Below are 17999 nucleotides of genomic sequence, written 5' to 3'. Positions count from 1 at the left end.
CCCCTTTTGTCCCTTGGGTTTTCGCATGAGACGATCGTGATGGAAGAGGTTGAAACGGCGCGGTGGTTTCGTGCCGCCATTGCTTGGGTGTCGTCCTGCCTGGCCGTGCTTGCGGTTATGCTCCTTGGCGCTGTCCCGACGGCAGGGGCGCAGGACCTCGAACTGAGCGCCGACGAGCGTGCCTATATTGCCGCGCGCGGTCCGGTCAGCGTCGGCGTTGTTGCCGACAACGACCCCTATTCCTTCTATCGCAACGGCAATATCATGGGCTGGACGGTCGATCTCATCGGCGTGATCGGCACCATGACCGGGCTCGACTTCAAGCTGCGCATGGGCTCTTGGTCGGACGTCTACGGCCAGTTCCGCGCGGGTGGACTCGATGTCATCGCCGATATTTCCGAGACCGAGGAACGCAGCCGTTTCATCACCTTCACCGATCCCTACCATCTGCGCCGAACGGTGCTTTACGAAAATGTCGATCAGCCCTTCGACAGGCCCCTCACGCTCGATCAGCTGAAACAGAAGCGCATCGGCATCATCCGTGACATCTATTATGCCGATGCGCTGCGCGAGATCGGAGTGACACCCGTCACCTACGCCACTTACCGCGACCTGATGGCGGCCGTCGCCTTCGGCTGGGTGGACGGCGTGCTGGCAGCGGAGATGACCGGGAATTTCTTCCTGCGCGAAAACGGCTTCACCAATGTCGCGAATGCCGGAACGCCGCCGCTAACGGCGGTGGCGCTCGAGGATTTCCGCCTTGGCGTCCTGAGCCGCGACGGCAGCGAGGACGCGGCGATGCTCGCCGACATCCTGGAGAAGGCCATCACGGCGATGCCGACGGATACGCTGGATGCGATCACCACGCGCTGGCTTTCCTATCGCTCCGAGCGGTCGATGAGCACGGGGCCGCTTCGCCTGCTGCCGGAGGAGCAGGCCTTCGTCAAGGGCGCGCCGCCGTTGAAAATCGGGTTTTCGCTTGACTACGAACCGTTCAGCTATCTTGACAATGGACGCGGCAAGGGGTTTGCGGAAGACATAACCCAATATATCGCGTCCGCCACTGGCCTCGTATTTGAGCGCGTCTATGACAACTGGTCGGGATTGCTCCGCCGCTTTCGCGAGGGTGAACTCGACGTTGTCACCAATATCTCCTACACGGATGAGCGGGCCGAGTTCACGCTTTATTCCGATCTTTACCACCGCGTGCCGAATGCCGTCTTCCTGCCCTCCGGAGCGGGTCCCTATGAAGGCCTCGAGAGCCTTGAAGGCAAGTCCATCGGCATCAGCCGCGACATCTACTACGCGGACGCTCTCAAGGCTCGTTTCGAGGATGTCCGCGAGTTTGATAGCCGGGAAGAGCTGATGCAGTCGCTTTCCGACCGCGAGATCGATGTGGTTATCACCTCGCTGAGCAATGGTACCGCGATTATCCGCCAACAGGGGCTGATCAATATCCAGATCGGCGGCGAGTTCCTGATGGACGGCGTCGAGCGCGAGGACCTTCGTTTCGGCGTCTCGCCGCGCTATCCCTATCTCAGGAGCATCATCGATCATGCCCTGGAATCGATCTCCCTGTCGCGCTGGGAGGAAATGGAGCGGCGCTGGCTCGGTCCGCCGATGGCGGGGATGGAGACGGACCGCGATCTTCTGAGCGGCGAGGAGCGAAAATATCTTGCCGACAAGGGGACGATCCGTGTCTGTGTGGAACCGCGTTCGCCGCCCTATACGGTCATTGACGAGGAAGGCTATTTTAGCGGCGCGATCGCCGAAATCATCGGTCTGATGGGAGAGCGCGGACGTTTCGACCGCCAGATCAAGCCCGTCGCGCTGCCGACAGCCGATGCCGAAAGCGCGCTTGCGGCCGATTGTGACGTGCTGCCCTTCGCTGCCCGCGAGAACATGCGCGACACAATTTTCGACCTTGCGCCGCCCTATCTCGACATTGCGCTCGCCGTGGCCGCACCGCTTCAGGCGCCCTTCGTCAGCAGCCTGCGCGAGCTTTCGGGTCAGCGCGTCGGCATCGTTCCCACCCATGTGCCGGCGGATATGCTGAAAACCCGTTATCCGGATGTCGAACTGGTCGAGATCGACAGTGAGCGCGAGGGGCTTGATGCCATCGAGGACGGAGACCTTGATGCCGTCGTCGGGCCGCTTGACAGCCTGGCCTATCTGATCGCCGGCATGAACAGCAATGATGTGAAGATTTCCGGCCGCATTCCGGAGGGGTTGCAGGTGGTGGTCGCCACCGTGCCGGACGAACCCTATCTCGGCCGCATCTTCGGCAAGCTGGTCGTCAATCTCGATCCGGAAGCCATCGAGCGGATCATCAGCGGGCAGAAACTCGCGCCCTTCAAGCGCGCGATCGATTACCGGCTTCTGCTTGGCACCGCCGCGATCGGCCTTTTCGTACTGCTGCTTTCGCTCTACTGGGTGCGCAAGCTCAGATCGCTGAACCGCGCCCTCAACAAGGCCAACAGCAAGCTGCATGAGGTCAGCATCACCGATGGCATGACCGGGCTCTACAATCGCAGCTATTTCGTCGAACGCGGCGAGGCGGAGTTCGATCTGTCCCGGCAGCGCGGTGTACGCTTTACCGTCGCCATGCTCGATGTCGATCACTTCAAGCCGATCAATGACCGGATGGGCCATGTCTTCGGCGACGCCTGCCTCAAGCATCTGGCCGACATCCTCAACGCCCATTTCCTGCGCTCCGGCGATCTCGTTGCCCGCTATGGCGGCGAGGAATTCGTGGCCTATACGCTGTCCGGCGAGGCCGATCAGGTGCGGGCCTTTCTCGAAAGGCTGCGGGAACGTGTGGCGGTAAGTCCCGCCGAGGTCAACGAGGTGATCCTCAGCCTGACCGTCAGCATCGGCTTCTATTCCGCCGTGCCCGGCGTCGCCGACACGCTCGAACAATATATCGACAGGGCCGATTCCTATCTCTACGAGGCCAAGCGAAGCGGGCGCAACCGCGTCAACGGCAATCTCTGATTCCTGCCGCCTTTGTGCCCGGCCTGACCCCCGCGCCCTTGCCGTTTGTCAGCCGGAACGGCGCAAAAACGTCACATCGGGCCGCGTTGCGCAAGAATATGGTTTACGTACATCATGAACGCCGCTAACCTCGCTACCAATGGGTAGGCACTTGTCGCGGCAAAGAATACGCCGCGCCGTGAGACCCGGCCGGCGCGGTGGAGCGTGCCCGGGAGGAAAGACGACGTCGGATGAAGCGCATTTCCGGCGGAGCGGGGGGAGGCCATGCGCGACGACACCGAACGCGGCGGGAAAGACATCATTCTCGAAACCGCGGGACTGACCAAATCCTTCGGCCCGATCGAGGTGCTGCACGGCATCGATCTCACCGTGCGCACCGGCGAAATCCACGCGGTCATCGGCGAGAACGGCGCCGGCAAGTCGACGCTGATGCGGCTTCTGGCCGGCAATCTCAAGCCATCAAGCGGCGATATCAGGATCGACGGACTGCCCGTTTCCTTTTCCAATCCGATGGAGGCCGAGGCGAAGGGGATCGTGCTGGTGCACCAGGAAATCCTGCTCGCCCCCGATCTCACCGTCGCCCAGAACATCTTTCTGGGCCGCGAGATCAACCGCGGCCTCGCCGTCAACGACAAGGTGATGAATGCCGAGGCGCTGAAGGCTGTTGGCGAACTCGGCGCCGAAATCGATCCCGACACGCCCGTTTCCCGGCTCTCGATCGCAAAGCGCCAGCTTGTGCAGATCGCCCGTGTTTTGCTGACGCCGCACAGGGTGGTGATTTTCGACGAGCCAACCGCCTCGCTGACGCCGGTGGAAACCGACGCGCTGCTCAAGGTCATGCGCGCGATCCGCGACCGGGGTGTGGCGGTGTTGTTCATTTCCCATCGGCTGAACGAGGTCAAGGAGATCGCGGACAGGGTGACGGTGCTGCGCGATGGCCACACAGTAGCAAGCCATGATGCCAGCGAACTGGAGCCTGCCGACATGGCGCGCTTGATGGTTGGCCGCGATGTCTCCAAGCTCTATCCCGACCGCAAGCAGGACGATACCGGTGAGGCTGTGCTCGAGATTGAGGGCTTCACCGTACCCGGTTACGCGAAAGACGCGTCTTTCAAGCTGCGCAAGGGCGAAATCCTTGGGTTTGCGGGTCTCGTCGGGGCAGGGCGCACGGAGCTGATGGAGGGCATTCTAGGCCTCCGCCCGGGGCGCGGCACAGTCCGGCTCAAGGGCGAGGCGGTGCATTTCAACGCGCCGATTGCGGCGCTGAAAGCCGGTATTGTCTATCTCTCCGAAGATCGCAAGGGCAAGGGCCTGCTACTTTCCAAGGATCTGCGGACCAATCTGACGCTCGCGGCGCTCGACCGCTTCACCCGGGCGACAATGGTCGACCGTGGCGCGGAAGACCGGGCGCTCGACGATGCGATCCGCGATTTCGACATCCGAACCGGCTCAAAGGAGCTGGCCGCCGGCGAGCTTTCCGGCGGCAACCAGCAGAAACTTCTTCTGGCCAAGATGATGCTGCTCGACCCGGAGATCGTCATCATCGACGAGCCGACGCGCGGCATCGATATCGGCAACAAGGAGCAGATCTATAAATTCATCGCCGACCTTTCGAAGGCGGGTCACTCGATCATCGTCATCTCCTCGGAAATGCCGGAACTGATCGGGCTTTGCGACCGGATTGTGGTGATGCGCTCCGGCGAGATCGCCGGCGAGGTGACGGGCGAGGGCATGAACGAGAATGAAATCGTGGTTCTGGCGACCGGGGTTTCCGGCAACAAGCATGAGATGGCAGACGCAACATGAATGACAGCGTGAAGGCAGGGGCCGGCTCCGGCCTCATGAACAAGATCGACCTGCGCGTGATGGCGCCATTTCTGGCGTTGGCGCTGCTTCTGGTGCTCGGCACGTTTTCAAACCCGAATTTTCTGACCGTCAACAATCTGATGAATGTCGCCACCCGTTCGGCCTTCATCGCCATCATCGCGGTCGGCGCCACCTTTGTCATTTCGGCGGGCGGGCTTGACCTTTCGGTCGGCGCCATGGTCGCCTTCGTCGCCAGCCTGATGATCATGTTCATCAACTCGGCGGCGATCGCCAACCCCTACCTTCTTCTGGTGGCGGCGATGGTGCTGGCGATCCTGATCGGCATGGGATGCGGGCTTTTGAACGGCGTGATCACCACGGTCGGGCGGATCGAGCCCTTCATCGTCACGCTCGGGACGATGGGCATCTATCGCGGGCTGACGACCTGGCTGTCGCAGGGCGGCGCGATCACCGTGCGCGATTTCGAGGTGCAGCAGATCTACCGCCCGGCCTATTTCGGCACCGTGCTCGGCGTCCCGGTGCCGGTGATCGCCATCATCGCGACCGCGCTGATCGGCGCCTTCGTGCTCTACCGCACGCGCTATGGCCGGCATGTGATCGCGGTCGGATCCAACGAGGAAGTGGCGCGCTATTCCGGCATTTCGGTGCGCAATGTGCGCATCATCACCTATCTGATCCAGGGGCTCTGCGTCGCCGTTGCCGTGCTGTTCTACGTGCCGCGCCTCGGCTCCACCTCGGCGACCACCGGCATGTTGTGGGAACTGCAGGCGATCACCGCCGTCGTCGTCGGCGGCACGGCGCTTCGCGGCGGTGTCGGGCGCATCTGGGGCACGATCTGCGGCGCTTTCATTCTGGAGATCGTCGGCAACATCATGCTGCTGTCGAACTTTATCAGCGAATATCTGATCGCCGCCATCCAGGGCGCGATCATCATCATTGCCATGCTGGTGCAGCGTTCGCTGCTCCGCAGGCAATAGAAAAGCGTTCGCGGGCATTGCGGACCGCCCGCGCGTCTCGCTTTACGGCTTGAACGGTTCGCCATTTTGGGAGGAATGCGTATGAAAAATCTGGTTATGGGCGCAACATTGCTGGCGGCGACCTCGCTTGCCGGCGTCACCCAGGCTCAGGCGCTGACGGTTGGCGTCTCCATTCCGGCAGCCGACCACGGCTGGACGGCGGGCATCGTCTACCATGCCGAACGCGTGGCTGAGAAACTGATGGAGGAATATGACGACCTCAATGTGATCGTCAAAACCTCGCCCGATCCGGCAAGCCAGGCGAATGCCGTACAGGATCTGGCCGTGCAGGGCATTGACGCGCTGGTCATCCTGCCGACCGACCCGGATCCGCTGGTCAACGCCATCATGCAGGTCAAGATGGAAGGCACTTTCGTCACGCTCGTCGACCGCGCCCCCTCCAACAACGACAATTCGGTGCGTGACCTTTATGTTGCCGGCAACAACCCGGCGCTTGGCGCGGTTGCCGGCGAATACATCGCCGAAACCACGCCGGACGCCAAGGTTGTCGTCATTCGCGGCCTGCCGATCCCGATCGACCAGCAGCGCCAGGACGGGTTCGATGCAGCCCTTGAAGGCACCAATGTCGAGGTCATGGAAAAGCAGTTCGGCAACTGGAACCGCGACGACGCCTTCCGGGTGACGCAGGACTACCTGACCAAATATCCGGAGATCGACGTGATCTGGGCACAGGATGACGACATGGTCGTGGGCGTGTTGCAGGCGATCCAGCAGGCCGGCCGCGACGACATCCAGTATGTTATCGGCGGGGCCGGCTCCAAGGACATGATCAAGAAGGTCATGGACGGCGATCCGATGATCCCGGTTGACGTTCTCTATCCGCCGGCAATGATCGGCACGGCGATGGAACTGACCGTTGCCGGCATGATCGACCAGGTGCCGGTTGCCGGCAGTTATATCCTCGACGCCACGCTGGTGACGCCGGAAAATGCCGAGAACTACTACTTCCCGGATTCGCCCTACTGAGGCCCGGGAAGCGGCCGGCCCGGCTTCCCGTCGGGCCTGCAGGGATCGGCGGTCCCGGAGAGACCTTTTCCGGGATCGCTTGAAAATGTGAAAGCCGTCCGCACATCCATCTGAGGCGGGACGGTTTTCGACCGGCGGACCGTCTCGGCCCTGCGGAGCGCGCGGGGCCGTTTCGCCGGCCATTTCGTAAGGCCGTTCCGGGTGGACTTCGCCCGGGTTTGCGGCACAATCAGCTATCCAGTCTTTCCGGGAGAAAGCACCATGAAAACGATTAAGGGGCCGGGCCTTTTCCTCGGCCAGTTCGCAGGCGACGAGGCGCCGTTCAACAGCTGGGACGCGATCACGAAATGGGCGGCCGATTGCGGCTACAAGGGCGTGCAGGTGCCGTCCTGGGCCGGACAGTTGTTCGACCTGAAGAAGGCAGCCGAATCGAAAGACTATTGCGACGATTTCAAGGGCCAGGCGCGCGAGAACGGCGTCGAGGTCACCGAACTGTCAACCCACCTCCAGGGCCAGCTCGTGGCCGTGCATCCGGCCTATGACGAAGCCTTTGACGGGTTTGCGGCGCCGGAAGTGCGCGGCAACCCGAAGGCGCGGCAGGAATGGGCCGTCAACCAGGTGATGATGGCGATCACCGCCTCGAGGAACATGGGCATCGGCGCGCATGCGACCTTTTCCGGCGCGCTGGCCTGGCCCTTCCTCTATCCCTGGCCGCAGCGCCCGGCGGGCCTGATCGAGACCGCCTTCGAGGAGCTTGCCCGCCGCTGGAAACCGATCCTCGACCATGCGGACGAGAACGGCGTCGATATCTGCTACGAGATCCATCCCGGCGAGGACCTGCATGACGGCGTGACCTTCGAGATGTTCCTCGACCGGCTCGACCAGCATCCGCGCGCCAACATGCTCTACGACCCGTCGCATTACGTGCTGCAGTGCCTCGACTATCTCGACAACATCGACATCTACAAGGACCGCATCAAGATGTTCCACGTCAAGGATGCGGAGTTCAATCCGACCGGGCGGCAGGGCGTCTATTCCGGCTATCAGGGCTGGGTCGACCGCGCCGGTCGTTTCCGTTCGCTCGGCGACGGGCAGGTGGATTTCAAGGCGATCTTTTCGAAGATGGCGGCTATCGACTTCGACGGCTGGGCCGTGGTCGAGTGGGAATGCTGCCTGAAACACCCGGAAGACGGGGCCCGCGAAGGCGCTCAGTTCGTCAAGGACCACATCATCCGCGTGACCGAGAAAGCCTTTGACGACTTCGCCGGCGGCGGAACGGACGAGGCAGCCAACAAGCGGATGCTGGGGCTTTAAGTTCACCCCTCAGCCCAACCCTCTCCCCTCCGGGGCGAGGGGGCCCGCTGGTCGGGGTGATGGGCAGAGAACCAGCCCCACGGTCCCTTCTCCCTGCCGGGGAGACAAGTGGCGGCGGCCGGATGAGGGGTATACCCCAAAACCAAAGACAATTCAGGAGACATGTCCATGGCAATCGAAGGCAAAGACGAAATCTATTCGGGCCGCATCCGGCTCGGCATGGTTGGCGGCGGGTCCGGCGCCTTTATCGGCGGCGTGCACCGCATGGTGTCGCGTCTTGACGACCACTACACATTCGTCGCCGGCGCGCTGTCGTCAACGCCGGAAAAGGCGCTCGCCTCGGGCAAGGAGCTCGGACTGGATCCCGAGCGCATCTATGGCTCCTATGAGGAAATGGCCGAGAAGGAAGCCGCGCGCGAGGACGGCATCGAGGCGGTGGCGATCGTCACGCCCAACCACATGCATTTCGGCCCGGCCAAGGCCTTTCTCGAAAAGGGCATCCACGTCATCTGCGACAAGCCGGTGACGTCCAGCCTCGCGGAGGCCAAGGCGTTGAAGGAAATCGCCGACAAGGCCGATGCGCTGTTCATCCTCACCCACAATTACACGGGCTATCCGATGATCCGGCAGGCCCGCGCCATGATCGAAAACGGCGACCTCGGCGATATTCGCCTGATCCACGCCGAATATCCGCAGGACTGGCTGACGGAGCCGGCCGAACGCGCCGGCTCCAAACAGGCCGAATGGCGCACCGATCCGAAGCGCTCCGGCGCGGGCGGCGCGATCGGCGATATCGGCACCCATGCGCTCAATCTGGCGCTCTTCGTCTCCGGCGCGGAACTGGAAAGCCTTGCCGCCGATCTCGACAGTTTTGTCGAGGGTCGCCAGCTTGATGACAACGCCCATATCATGCTGCGCTTCAAGGAAAAGAACGGAGTGAAGCCGAAGGGCATGCTATGGGCAAGCCAGGTGGCGCCCGGCTTCGAGAACGGCCTGCAGATCAAGATCTGCGGTACAAAGGGCGGCATCCAGTGGGCGCAGGAAAACCCGAACTATCTGTGGTACACGCCCTTCGGTGAGCCGAAGCGCCTGCTGTCACGCAACGGCGCGGGCGCGCTTGACGCTTCCACCCGCGTATCCCGCATTCCCGCCGGCCACCCGGAGGGCTATCTGGAGGGCTTTGCCAATATCTATACCGAGGCCGCCCTGGCGATAAAGGCGTTCCGCGACGGCAAGACGGCGGATGACGTGGTCTATCCGACGATCGAGGACGGCGTTATTGGTCTTGCCTTCATCGAGGCCTGCGTTGCCTCCTCGAAGGCTGACGGAAAATGGGTCGGGCTCGACGTCTGATCCGGCAAGACATACCCGCGCCCCGCCGGACGACCTTGCGGGCGGGGCGTTTTCTTGACAGCCGTCAGGCGATGACGCAAATCGGCAACGCCGGACATCGAACTTCTGCAACGTTTCAGATTCGCCTTTGCGTTTATGTACAAAGCCGCCGAACTCCTCTAGATCACGCTTCGAAAGACCGGTGCGCCATGCGGAGGGACCCTAGTTCCGCGCGGCGCGCCGGCGAAACGACAATGACGCGGTCCGGCGGCAGACAGCTTTTCGCCGGGCTGTTATGTGAAGGATGACCGGCCATGATTGATCCGAAACAGCTCGCCCGCCGCTTTCCGGACGATTTCATTTTCGGCGTTGCCACCGCCTCCTACCAGATCGAGGGCGCGGCGCGCGAGGACGGGCGCAAGCCCTCCATATGGGATGCCTTTTCCCATATGCCCGGCCGCGTGCACAATGGCGATACCGGCGACGTGGCCTGTGACCATTACCATCGGCTCGACCAGGACCTCGACATGATGAAGGACCTTGGCGTCGAGACCTACCGGTTCTCGATTGCCTGGCCGCGTATCATCCCGGACGGTCGGGGGCCGGTGAACGAGGCGGGTCTGGATTTCTACGACCGGCTCATCGACGGCTGCAAGGCGCGCGGGCTGAAGACCAATGCGACGCTCTACCACTGGGACCTGCCGCTGACGCTTGCAGGCGAGGGCGGCTGGACGGCGCGCTCAACGGCCTATGCCTATCAGCGCTATGTGCAGACCGTGATGAAGCGGTTCGGCGACCGGCTGGACCTCGTTTCCACCTTCAACGAGCCCTGGTGCGTCGTCTGGCTCAGCCATCTCTACGGCATTCATGCCCCGGGCGAGAGGTCCATGGATGCCGCCCTTGCGGCGCTCCACACGGTCAACCTCGCCCACGGCCTTGGCCTTGAGGCGATCCGTCAGGAAGCGCCGGAGGTCAAGGCGGGCATCGTGCTCAACCTGCAGGCGATCTATCCCGTCAATGACACGGATGCAGACCGGGCGGCGGCCGAACGCAGCTTCCAGTTCAACAACGGCGTCTTCCTCGATTTGATCTTCAAGGGCGCCTATCCGGACGGTTTCATCGCCGCGCTCGGCGCGCGGATGCCGGCAATCGAGGATGGCGATCTCGATCTGATCAGCGGCAAGCTCGACTGGTGGGGGCTAAACTACTACATGCCGGCACGCGTTGCCGATGACAGCGCGTCAGGCGCCGAATTCCCGGCGGTCAAAGCCGGCTCGCCGGTCTATAACGTCATCACCGACATCGGCTGGGAAACCCACGCGCCGGCGATGAAGATGCTGACCGAGCAGGTCTACAAGCGCTACGATATGCCGGACATGTACATCACCGAGAACGGCGCCTGCTATAATATGGCGCCTGCTGACGGCGTGGTCGATGACGCGCCGCGCACGCAATATCTCTCCGACCATATCGCCATTGCCGCCGACCTGGTGGAAGCCGGCATTCCGCTTAAAGGCTATTACGCCTGGAGCCTGATGGACAATTTTGAGTGGGCGGAAGGTTATGAAATGCGCTTCGGCCTGATCTATGTCGATTACGAGACGCAGGAACGAACGCTGAAGAATTCCGGAAAATGGTACAAGGCGCTCGCCGAGGAGTTTCTCGAAAGGGCGGGCCAGGACTGAGACGGCGGCAGGACCCGGCCTTGCCGCAGGAAGCAAAGCGCTTTCGGCCCCGTCCCGTCACCTTCAGGTCAGTCCATTCCTGCCCGGTCTCAAATCGCGAGAGCGTTGAAAAATGCTGAAATCGCTCAGTTTTTTTGTTTTCTGGACTTGCACGTCATCGCCTTGCGCTCTGTAACTTCGGTTGAAGAAGCCCCTATCTACCCTATTCGGCGTCATCCTCGGGCTTGACCCGAGGATCCAAGCACCTCGCCCGGCGACAGGCGTCTGCGGCGTGATGAAGCTCTTGCAATTCCACACCAAACAGCCCGCCAACGCTTCTCGCGTCAGACGTGGCTAGATGCTCGGGACAGGCCCGAGCATGACGTTGGTGGGTGGCGTAGCGGCCACCAAGGAACCGAATTCCCAAGGAAGCCTGTCCGCACCTCGCCTCGGGCGTCATTCTGTTTTCCGGCTGTTCTCCCGACCCGCTTCAGAGATTGTCGATCCGGTCCTGGAGAACGCGCAACTGGCGGCGCAGGTCGTCGAGATCGCCGCTCACGGCGTGGACGGCCGTTGCCGGTTCCTCACTGTCATCGTTTTGAGCGCGGTAGCTGCCGCTGGCGCCGACGGGCACGCGACGGGCCGTTTCTTCCTTGCGGTAATATTCGCGCTTCAGCGGGTTTTCATAAAGCGCCTTGTCCATCTGCTCGCGCATATGGGCCTGCTGTTCGGAAAACGCCTTCATCGCGTTGTCGAGAAAGCCCGGCAGCATGGCCTGCATCTGGTCGCCGTAATAGCCGATGATTTCGCGCAGGAACGAGACCGGCAGAATGCCCTGGCCGGATTTGGCTTCCTGTTCGAAGATGATCTGCGTCAGCACGGTGTGGGTGATATCCTCGCCCGACTTTGCGTCCTGGACGGTGAATTCCTCTCCCTGCTTCACCATGTCCGCCAGATCCTCGAGCGTCACGTAGCTGCTGGTGCCTGTGTTATAGAGCCGGCGATTGGCATATTTCTTGATCGCCGTCGGTCCGTCTTTTACGGGCATGTTATGTCTCCTCCCCGCGTTTTCGTTTCCTCTTCCCGTCTTGGATGTAACCTCAAAAAACACCGGGTTACAATCGTTTTATCGCAGCGCAGCGATACGAAACCGGGTCGCGAGCGCCCGATCCCGGCCGAATTGTCGTATCGCGAGCCCCGTGACACTGGCCGATCCGGCGCACACTTTTGCGTGATAGACGCTTCCGTCCGGCTTTTTGATACGCTTTGGCCCCGCTTCTGTTATCGCACCTGCAAACCGCCGGTCGGCGGACGTGCGGGCATAAAGAAAGGCGCCGCCCGAGATGGCGGCGCCTAGACCGGCGAGCGGTGCTGCGAGCCGGTCTTGACGCGACAGCCATTCAGCGCGCGCCGCTTCCGATGGCCGTTGACGTTATCGGTTGGCCGTTGCCGCACCGACGCCGCCGCCGATCAGGCCGCCGGCAATCGCGCCGGTTGCGTCTCCGGTAATCGCTGCACCAGCGGCCGTGCCAACGCCGGCGCCGATCGTGGCATTGCGTTCCTGCGTGGTGCAGGCGGCGAGCGGAAGAATGAATGCAATGGCGAGTACTGCTTTCTTCATGATCTTGGTCTCCAGGTTACACATAGCCTGCGATGAGCAGGATGATGACGATTAGCAGGACAAGACCCAGACCGCCAGACGGTCCGTAGCCCCAGGTCCGCGAATAGCCCCAGCGCGGCAGGGCGCCGATCAGAAGCAGGATAATGATGATGAGCAGGATTGTGCCGAGCATGGTCTCTCTCCGGGAAATCAGTTGGACAAAGAACGCCGGCGCGACGAGATTTGTTCCCGCGCGCCGAGAACAGGGCTTTTGGAAAGGATCGCGACCGCCTCGGAAAGCCAGCCGCAAAGCCTTGAAAAATATGGTTAAGGCTTTGTAAATCCACGATATATAGCGGTGAACAAAACAGGAAAACGAGGCTGTCAGCGATTCGTCGCTGATTCGTTCCGGCTTTGGTCCCGGCGCGGAAAAAAGCCTGGGAGTGCCCGGCTCACGCCTCCGCCGTCACACGCCGCGCCTTCGCCATGTAGACGGCCGAGCGGGCGACCGAGAAACCCGTGGCAAGGCCGACGAAGAGGTTTACCGGGATCATGAAGGCGGGATGCTTGGCAAGGTCCGGGTTGATGGCGAGACCGGCATTTTGCACATAGAGCGCGGCAAACAGCATCAGCACCATGGCGAGGGTGTGCCATTCGCCCTCGATCAGCACCCTGTCGGCGCTGACCGGGTGCAGTTTCCTCTGCGGCCGCAGCAGCCACACGGCAAGACCGCCGAGAAGGAGCCCGAGGCCGAGTCCCTGCAGGGCGGGCGCGGCAAATCCGAGAGAGACCACCCTGTGCGCCGCAAGGATCAGGAACAGGAGCGGCAGGATGAAGAGCCGGTTGACCGACACTTCCTTGTCCTGGAACCGCTTCGCGCCGCGCAGGACGAGTATGACGAGGATGACCCAGACATAGATCGGCGTTCCGGCGATGATCGAGACGAGCATTTCCATAACGTGACCTTCCTTTCGAATTTCGCTCGGGATAAACTGGAACCTTCATGACAAACGTGAAGGGTGCGTGAAAAGCGGGAGATGAACGAAGTCCGGAAAAACTTCGCAAAACGCAGCGGATTGCAGTTCACGCTTCGCGAAATGCACAGGGATTTCACCCACTGGCGGACCTACGGGCTTCTGGCGATCGTCATTCTCGTCGCTGCATGGTCCGGCCCCTTCGGTACGGAGCGGGAATTCCCCTTCTTCCTGCGCTTGGTCTATTGGGCGGCTGTGGTTCTTCTGACCTTTTCCGCCGCGCATTTCTTCGGCGCCTGGACAAGTTTTCTGCTGCGCCGGCGGGGCCTGCATGCGTTTCCTCGCATCCTTCTGGTCACGCTTGCGGCGGGGCTTGCCAGCACGGCCGCCGTGCTGCCGGTCACCATTGTCGTCTCGGGCAAAGAGGCGCTTTCGCCAGTCGCGCTCTTCTCCACGGCCTACCACGCGCTGCTGATCGCGGCTGCCGCTGTTGGCGCCATGGAGCTTCTGCGCGGCAAAAAGGGCGATGCCGTTGTGACCGGGCCATCGGGCGAAGCAGAGCGCCCGCCGCCGCTGCTCGCGCGCCTGCCGCTGGAAAAGAGAGGAAGGCTGATCTCGCTCTCGGTTTCCGATCACTATGTCGACGTGGTCACGACGCGCGGACGGTCCATGGTGCTGATCCGTCTGAAGGACGCGATCGGGGAGACCGCGCCAGAGCCCGGGATAAGAATTCACCGCTCGCATTGGGTGGCGCTTGCGGCTGTCGAGAGAGTGGAGCGGAGGGACGGGCGTCTTGCGATCGTCACCGGCGCCGGCGAAGTGCTGCCGGTCAGCCGCAGCTATCAGGCGGATGTGAGGGCCGCCGGCCTCACCCCAGGCTGATCGTCCGCGTTCATCCTTTGTTTACGAAGGTTAACGTGCCCCTTCCGTTCACCGGGAAGGCGACGATGGCGTTTCCACATCTAGGGTGTTCGTGCGCTGATATCCCAATATATAGCCGTGAACAAACCGGGAAAACGGCAGAGTCAGCGATTCGTCTGTGATTCGTTCGCATCTGTTCCAAATCTTAAGAAAAGCCGGTGTTTCGGGCAAAATCCCTGTCCCCCTTGCTTGCGGGCGCAAGCCGGTCCATCTATAGAGAAAGCGCGCGCCGGCGGTTTTCCGACCGGGCGATTTTAGCAATGGACGGGGGCAGAGATTTTGGCCCCGGCCAGGGAATCGGGACCGGGACATTGAATTCTGAAGCAATGATCTTGAGCGGACGCGGTGTTACCGCCATGCTCGGTCCGACCAATACCGGCAAAACCCATTTTGCGATTGAACGCATGGTGGCCCATTCCTCGGGCATCATCGGTCTGCCGCTGCGCCTTCTTGCCCGCGAAGTCTATACCCGCCTTGTCGAGCGCGTCGGCGTCAATCGCGTGGCGCTGATCACCGGCGAGGAGAAGATCGCGCCGAAGACCGCCCGCTACAGCGTCTGCACCGTCGAAGCGATGCCGCGCGAGACCGATGTCGCCTTCGTGGCGATCGACGAGGTCCAGCTGGCCGGCGATCTGGAGCGCGGCCACATCTTCACCGACCGGATCCTGCATTTGCGCGGGCGCGAGGAGACCCTTCTTCTGGGCTCGGCGACGATGAAGCCGATCCTCAGGCAATTGCTGCCGGGCGTCTCGATTATCGAACGACCAAGGCTTTCCAGCCTGTTTTACGGCGGTCAGAAGAAGATCACCCGCCTGCCGCGCCGGTCGGCCATTGTCGCCTTCTCCTCTGACGAGGTCTATGCGATTGCCGAACTGATCCGCCGCCAGCGCGGTGGCGCGGCCGTCGTGCTCGGCGCGCTTAGCCCGCGCACGCGCAATGCCCAGGTCGAGCTTTATCAAAATGGCGATGTCGAATATCTGGTGGCAACCGATGCCATCGGCATGGGGCTCAATCTCGATGTCGACCATGTCGCCTTTGCCCAGGACCGCAAGTTCGACGGCCATCAATACCGCAATCTCAACGCCGGCGAACTCGGCCAGATCGCCGGCCGCGCCGGTCGCCATATGCGTGACGGCACGTTCGGCGTGACAAGCCGCGTTCCGCCCTTTGACGAGGAACTGGTCGAGCGTCTGGAGACCCACCAGTTCGACCCGGTCAAGGTGCTGCAGTGGCGCTCCAAGGCGCTCGATTTCTCATCGCTTCATGCGCTGAAGGCGAGCCTTGACGAGGTTCCGCGCGTGCAGGGGCTGACGCGGGCGCTGCCGGCCGTCGACCAGCGTGCGCTCGAATTTCTCGCCCGCAACCCGGCCGTGGCCGGCAAGGCGGATCGTCGCGACAGGATCGAGACCCTTTGGGAGGCCTGCGCGCTGCCGGATTATCGCCGGATCACGCCGGCCCAGCATGCCGACCTGATCGCCTCGCTTTATCTCGACCTTGTCGAGCATGGCACGGTGGATGAGGATTTCCTTGCCAAACAGGTCCGCCATGCCGATAGGACCGATGGTGAAATCGATACGCTGTCGGCGCGTATCGCCCAGATCAGAACATGGACCTATGTGTCGAACCGGCCCGGATGGCTTGCCGATCCGACACACTGGCAGGAAAAGACACGGAAAATAGAGGATCGGTTGTCGGATGCCCTGCATGAGAGGTTGACGAAACGCTTCGTTGACCGCAGGACTTCCGTGCTGATGAAGCGCCTGAGAGAGAATGCGATGCTTGAAGCTGAAGTGAGCGTGAACGGGGATGTCTTTGTGGAAGGACATCATGTGGGGGAACTGGCGGGCTTTCGTTTCAAAGCCGTGACCGGCGCCGAAGGTCCGGATGCCAGGGCGATCGAGGCTGCGGCGCTGAAGGCGCTGGCGCTCGAATTCGAGGCGCGCGCGGCGCGTCTGCATGCCTCCGGCAATTCCGATCTGGTGCTGGATTCCTCCGGCACGGTGCGGTGGCTTGGCGATCCGGTGGCCCGGCTCGTCGCCTCCGACAATATCCTGAGGCCGCGCATCGTGCTGCTGGCCGATGAACAACTGACCGGCACGGCGCGTGATCATGTGGCGGCCCGCATCGAACGTTATGTGGCCCACCAGATCCAGACGGTTCTGAAGCCGCTCGACGATATTGCCAATGCCGACGATATCGAGGGGCTGGCGCGCGGCCTCGCCTTCCAGCTCGTCGAAAATTACGGCGTGCTGTTCCGGCGCGATGTCGCCGCAGAGGTGAAGGCGCTGGACCAGGACGCGCGTGCCTCGCTTCGCCGCTACGGCGTGCGCTTTGGCGCCTATCACGTCTTCATGCCCGCGCTGTTGAAGCCGGCGCCCGCCGAGATGATCACCCTTCTCTGGGGCCTTGCCAATGACGGCCTCGACAAGCCCGGCTATGGCGAACTCATTCCGGTTCTCGCCGCAGGCCGCACCTCCGTCGTCACCGACCCGGGGTTCGAGCGGGCCTTCTACAAGCTGGCCGGTTTCCGCTATCTCGGCAAGCGCGCCGTGCGCATCGACATCCTCGAACGCCTCGCCGACATCATCCGCCCGCTGACCCAGTGGAAGCCGGACGCTGGCGGCGCGCAGCCGGAGGGCGCCTTCGACGGCCGCCGCTTCGTCACCACGCCGGCGATGATGTCGATCCTCGGCGCGACGCCGGACGACATGGAAGAGATCCTGAAGGGCCTCGGCTACCGCGCCGATGTGGCAACGCCCGAGGAAGTCGCGGCGCTTGAGGCCGCCCAGGCCGAGCGCGACGCCGAAAAGGCTTCAAGACAGCATGCCGGCGTCGCCGTCGAGACGGTCGCCAAGCGTGCCGAGAAGCCGGCAGCCGAGCCTGAAGCGACGGAAGCGCCGGCCGCTCAGGCTGCTGAAGCGCCCGCTGAGGACAGCGGCACGGTTGCGAAAGCCGATGAGCCCGAAGCCGAAGCTGAAAAAGCGTCAACCGAGCCGGTCGAGGCCGATGCATCGGCGCCGAAGGAAGAGGAAGAGCCGAAGCCCGTCCTGCTGTGGCGTCCGGGCGCGCTTGGCCATAATGATCGCAACCGCCAGAACCATCAGGGGCGCGGCCAGCGTCATGATGGTCAGCGCCATGAGGGCCGCGGTCGCGGCCAGCAGAACCGCAAGGGCGGCGACGGCGAGCATCACGAACGCTCCGGCAAGCCCGGCGGCAAGGGCGGTAAAGGCGGCAAGGGTCCGCGCCGCGATCGTGGAGAGAACGAGGGCAACAAGCCGCGCGACCAGCGCCGCGAGCGCGACAAGCCGATCGATCCGGATTCGCCCTTCGCCAAGCTCGCCGCGCTGAAGGCGCAGATGAAGCGCTAGCC

At 62.5% G+C, this 17999-nt stretch carries 13 protein-coding genes; 9 read left to right on the top strand and 4 right to left on the bottom strand.

Annotated elements, in window-relative coordinates; genetic code table 11:
* Nucleotides 1-39 precede the first annotated feature (39 nt).
* The 7 genes from FF124_RS06755 to FF124_RS06725 all read left to right on the top strand — a co-directional run bounded on the left by FF124_RS06755 (nucleotide 40) and on the right by FF124_RS06725 (nucleotide 11155).
* Nucleotides 40-2994, top strand: coding sequence for a diguanylate cyclase (locus FF124_RS06755; protein ID WP_138747721.1), 2955 nt, complete (start codon nucleotides 40-42; stop codon nucleotides 2992-2994).
* Between the two features lie 264 nt (nucleotides 2995-3258).
* On the top strand, nucleotides 3259-4800 hold the full coding sequence (locus FF124_RS06750) for a sugar ABC transporter ATP-binding protein (protein WP_138747720.1): 1542 nt from the start codon (nucleotides 3259-3261) through the stop codon (nucleotides 4798-4800).
* A complete protein-coding gene (locus FF124_RS06745) occupies nucleotides 4797-5798 on the top strand; it encodes an ABC transporter permease (RefSeq protein WP_138747719.1) in 1002 nt (333 codons plus the stop codon). The genes FF124_RS06750 and FF124_RS06745 overlap by 4 nt, the downstream gene beginning before the upstream one ends.
* Before the next feature lie 96 nt (nucleotides 5799-5894).
* Nucleotides 5895-6824, top strand: coding sequence for a substrate-binding domain-containing protein (locus FF124_RS06740; protein ID WP_246072272.1), 930 nt, complete (start codon nucleotides 5895-5897; stop codon nucleotides 6822-6824).
* 261 nt (nucleotides 6825-7085) lie between these two features.
* Nucleotides 7086-8138, top strand: coding sequence for a sugar phosphate isomerase/epimerase family protein (locus FF124_RS06735; RefSeq protein ID WP_138747717.1), 1053 nt, complete (start codon nucleotides 7086-7088; stop codon nucleotides 8136-8138).
* Nucleotides 8139-8306: 168 nt separating this feature from the next.
* On the top strand, nucleotides 8307-9491 hold the full coding sequence (locus FF124_RS06730; RefSeq protein WP_138747716.1) for a Gfo/Idh/MocA family protein: 1185 nt from the start codon (nucleotides 8307-8309) through the stop codon (nucleotides 9489-9491).
* A 293-nt stretch (nucleotides 9492-9784) separates the two neighbouring features.
* Entirely contained in the window at nucleotides 9785-11155 is a 1371-nt protein-coding gene (locus tag FF124_RS06725; RefSeq protein ID WP_138747715.1) for a GH1 family beta-glucosidase, read from the top strand.
* A 469-nt stretch (nucleotides 11156-11624) separates the two neighbouring features.
* Here FF124_RS06725 and phaR read toward each other — a convergent pair whose 3' ends face one another.
* The 4 genes from phaR to FF124_RS06705 all read right to left on the bottom strand — a co-directional run bounded on the left by phaR (nucleotide 11625) and on the right by FF124_RS06705 (nucleotide 13690).
* Nucleotides 11625-12182, bottom strand: a complete 558-nt coding sequence (gene phaR / locus FF124_RS06720) for a polyhydroxyalkanoate synthesis repressor PhaR (RefSeq protein ID WP_138747714.1) — start codon at nucleotides 12180-12182, stop codon at nucleotides 11625-11627.
* Between the two features lie 384 nt (nucleotides 12183-12566).
* Nucleotides 12567-12755 (bottom strand): hypothetical protein, encoded by a 189-nt coding sequence (locus tag FF124_RS06715; protein ID WP_138747713.1) that lies wholly within the window; start codon nucleotides 12753-12755, stop codon nucleotides 12567-12569.
* A 16-nt stretch (nucleotides 12756-12771) separates the two neighbouring features.
* Entirely contained in the window at nucleotides 12772-12927 is a 156-nt protein-coding gene (locus FF124_RS06710; RefSeq protein ID WP_081725892.1) for a DUF3309 family protein, read from the bottom strand.
* Nucleotides 12928-13186: 259 nt separating this feature from the next.
* The gene (locus FF124_RS06705; RefSeq protein ID WP_138747712.1) at nucleotides 13187-13690 is read right to left on the bottom strand and encodes a DUF6622 family protein; all 504 of its coding nucleotides are present in this window, start codon (nucleotides 13688-13690) and stop codon (nucleotides 13187-13189) included.
* A gap of 81 nt (nucleotides 13691-13771) precedes the next feature.
* On the opposite strand from FF124_RS06705, the gene FF124_RS06700 reads away from it, so the two are divergent.
* Both FF124_RS06700 and FF124_RS06695 read left to right on the top strand, forming a co-directional pair.
* Nucleotides 13772-14590: a LytTR family DNA-binding domain-containing protein gene (locus FF124_RS06700; protein WP_138747711.1), complete on the top strand. Its 819-nt coding sequence runs from the start codon at nucleotides 13772-13774 to the stop codon at nucleotides 14588-14590.
* 365 nt (nucleotides 14591-14955) lie between these two features.
* Entirely contained in the window at nucleotides 14956-17997 is a 3042-nt protein-coding gene (locus tag FF124_RS06695) for a helicase-related protein (protein WP_138747839.1), read from the top strand.
* The last annotated feature ends 2 nt before the right edge of the window (nucleotides 17998-17999 follow it).

It is taken from the genome of Martelella lutilitoris, from assembly GCF_005924265.1.
GTDB lineage: Bacteria > Pseudomonadota > Alphaproteobacteria > Rhizobiales > Rhizobiaceae > Martelella > Martelella lutilitoris.
This window is presented reverse-complemented; position numbering and strand designations above follow the sequence as displayed.

Coding starts and splice junctions, on each gene's coding strand:
- FF124_RS06745 (WP_138747719.1), top strand. CDS start 4,797: ATGAATGACAGCGTGAAGGCAGGGGCCGGCTCCGGCCTCATGAACAAG.
- FF124_RS06710 (WP_081725892.1), bottom strand. CDS start 12,927: ATGCTCGGCACAATCCTGCTCATCATCATTATCCTGCTTCTGATCGGC.
- FF124_RS06705 (WP_138747712.1), bottom strand. CDS start 13,690: ATGGAAATGCTCGTCTCGATCATCGCCGGAACGCCGATCTATGTCTGG.
- FF124_RS06735 (WP_138747717.1), top strand. CDS start 7,086: ATGAAAACGATTAAGGGGCCGGGCCTTTTCCTCGGCCAGTTCGCAGGC.
- phaR (WP_138747714.1), bottom strand. CDS start 12,182: ATGCCCGTAAAAGACGGACCGACGGCGATCAAGAAATATGCCAATCGC.
- FF124_RS06730 (WP_138747716.1), top strand. CDS start 8,307: ATGGCAATCGAAGGCAAAGACGAAATCTATTCGGGCCGCATCCGGCTC.
- FF124_RS06750 (WP_138747720.1), top strand. CDS start 3,259: ATGCGCGACGACACCGAACGCGGCGGGAAAGACATCATTCTCGAAACC.
- FF124_RS06725 (WP_138747715.1), top strand. CDS start 9,785: ATGATTGATCCGAAACAGCTCGCCCGCCGCTTTCCGGACGATTTCATT.
- FF124_RS06755 (WP_138747721.1), top strand. CDS start 40: ATGGAAGAGGTTGAAACGGCGCGGTGGTTTCGTGCCGCCATTGCTTGG.
- FF124_RS06695 (WP_138747839.1), top strand. CDS start 14,956: ATGATCTTGAGCGGACGCGGTGTTACCGCCATGCTCGGTCCGACCAAT.
- FF124_RS06715 (WP_138747713.1), bottom strand. CDS start 12,755: ATGAAGAAAGCAGTACTCGCCATTGCATTCATTCTTCCGCTCGCCGCC.
- FF124_RS06700 (WP_138747711.1), top strand. CDS start 13,772: ATGAACGAAGTCCGGAAAAACTTCGCAAAACGCAGCGGATTGCAGTTC.
- FF124_RS06740 (WP_246072272.1), top strand. CDS start 5,895: ATGGGCGCAACATTGCTGGCGGCGACCTCGCTTGCCGGCGTCACCCAG.